This window comes from Streptococcus mitis (assembly GCF_001579035.1).
Lineage (GTDB): Bacteria > Bacillota > Bacilli > Lactobacillales > Streptococcaceae > Streptococcus > Streptococcus mitis_J.
The window spans coordinates 263,346-265,800 of the sequence record NZ_KQ970287.1 but is presented as its reverse complement, the minus strand read 5'-3'; the positions used below and the strand labels follow the sequence as shown (position 1 = coordinate 265,800).

The 2,455-nt window shown below is 39.2% G+C and carries 1 protein-coding gene and 1 pseudogene; one reads left to right on the top strand and one right to left on the bottom strand.

Going from position 1 to position 2,455, the window contains the following annotated elements; genetic code table 11:
• Positions 1 to 903, top strand: a 903-nt coding sequence (gene pepT / locus SMIDD26_RS05710; RefSeq protein WP_246746936.1) for a peptidase T, incomplete at its 5' end; no start/stop codon positions are given.
• A 33-nt stretch (positions 904 to 936) separates the two neighbouring features.
• On the opposite strand, the pseudogene SMIDD26_RS12955 reads toward pepT, so the two are convergent.
• A pseudogene (locus tag SMIDD26_RS12955) lies at positions 937 to 2,455 on the bottom strand (hypothetical protein); the annotation flags it as partial.

Genomic DNA, 2,455 nt, shown 5'->3' with positions numbered 1-2,455 from the left:
GGGAATTCTGGTTTTAAACTGGATCCAGCTGACTTCAAGAGTCTTGAGAAATATCCAGGACAAACGCTTATCACAACAGATGGAACAACCTTGCTAGGTGCTGATGACAAGTCAGGGATTGCTGAAATTATGACTGCTATTGAATATCTAACTGCTCACCCTGAAATCAAACACTGTGAGATTCGTGTTGGTTTTGGTCCAGATGAAGAAATCGGTGTTGGTGCTAATAAATTTGATGCAGAAGATTTTGATGTTGATTTTGCCTACACAGTTGATGGTGGCCTACTAGGTGAACTTCAGTACGAGACCTTTTCAGCAGCGGGTGCTGAATTGCATTTCCAAGGACGTAATGTCCACCCTGGTACTGCCAAAGGTCAGATGGTCAACGCCCTTCAGCTAGCTATTGATTTTCATAATCAACTTCCAGAGAATGACCGTCCTGAGTTAACGGATGGTTATCAGGGCTTCTACCATCTAATGGATATGACAGGTAGTGTCGAAGAGGCAAGTGCTAGCTACATCATTCGCGATTTTGAAAAAGATGCCTTTGAAGCGCGTAAAGCAGCTATGCAGTCTATCGCTGATAAGATGAATGAAGAACTTGGTAGCGACCGTGTCACCCTAAACTTGACAAACCAATACTACAATATGAAAGAAGTCATTGAGAAAGATATGACTCCAATTACCATTGCCAAAGCAGTTATGGAAGATTTGGGGATTACTCCTATAATCGAACCAATCCGTGGAGGGACAGACGGCTCTAAGATTTCCTTTATGGGAATCCCAACTCCCAATATCTTTGCGGGAGGAGAAAATATGCATGGACGTTTTGAATACGTCAGTCTTCAGACTATGGAACGTGCAGTTGATACCATCATTGGTATCGTAGCTTATAAAGACTAAAAAGACGAGGTAGCTCAGCTACTTCGCCTTTTTTTATTGAGCTGGATTTTCTTGATTTCCAGTACTTGTTGTAGATTCTGTTGTTTCCTTTTCTGAAGCTAATTCAGCAGGTTTAGAATCTCTTGTGTTGCTTGGTTTGTTTTCGTCGCTTGCAGTATCACTGTTAGATTCTGTAGCTACATTTGGTTGGTTCTCAACACTGGTGTTATCACCATTTGCCTCGGCATTTGTTGCTGGACTTGTTTCTTTACTTGAGCTAGCTTTTGACTGGATTTGATGATTCAAAACTAGAATAGCTTTTGTCAATTTAAGTAAAGCTGCTTTGTCTTTACTCTTAGCAGAAAGTTGATCTAGTAATGCATCCACCTTATCAAAGTCCGCATCAGATCCATTATTACTTTCTAAATAAGAGTGAAGCGATATGAGAATATCGTAGAGTTTTTGATAAAGTACAAGTGTCTGAGGATCTTGTTCAGCATTTTCCTTTTCTTGTTGAAGGGCGCTAGCGATACGAGTCAAGACATCTTTTACCTGGCTGTTTACTTCATCCAAGTCTGCATCAGCCTTGTTTGTAGCAGCTTTGAGATTCTCTACTTCTTCTGCCAAGGATTGTCTGATTCCTTCTTCTTGGATTTGTTCCAAGAGTTGATTTGCCTTGCTCAAGAGATTTTCTACTTCTTCCTTGCTAACATGATTGACATGTTCTTCTTTCTTAAGATTAGGATAAAGATCTTTCAAAAATTCATAAATTGCTTGCTTAGCAGATTGGTTATCAACTGTTTCTTTATCTAAAACTGTTTCATTTACTTTTGCAGTAGCTGGCTGATTTTTCAAAGCCTCTTCTACTTCTTGTTTTGTTTGGTAAATGCTTGGGAACAGTTTATTCAAGTCCACAGCCTTACGGAAGGATTGGGATTGATATAAAGTAAAAGTCAAATTAGCTACTTTATTACGAAGCTCATCACTTAAACGACCATCGTTTACATGCTCATAGAAGTACTTGATGTATTCCACTGTTGTATCACCAGTACGATCATTAAAGTCTTGAAGAGCTTGAAGTTGTGATTCAACTGCTTCTAAACCAGCCTCATCTTTAGCCAATTTAGCTTCTTGGAGTCGAACGAGAAGGTCTTTCTTTGGAAGTCCATAAGAGTCTGTATCCAAGGTATTGATTTTATCAATCAAGGCCTGATATTTCTTATCTAAAGCACTTGTTTCAACAGGTTTGACACTTTCATCAATATGGATATATTGCTTATCAAAGAGATCAAGTGTCGCAAGATAACCTGCTGTAGAGTTAGTTGCCAGTTTCTTCATATTTTCAGTAAACTGTCCTAAGGCTAACTCAATCTGTCTTTGTTTGATTGGATCGTCTTTATAGACGTTTCGACTTTCAGCAAGAAGTTGATCTACTTTTGCTAAAACTGTTTTCTCATCAAAGGCCCCAGGCTGATAGTTGGATTTCAGGGCTGGAATCTTGTTTTTCAAGGCTACTTCATAGCCCTTAGTTTGAACCTTGATGTAGTGATTGTGATCACCATGAGGAATCACA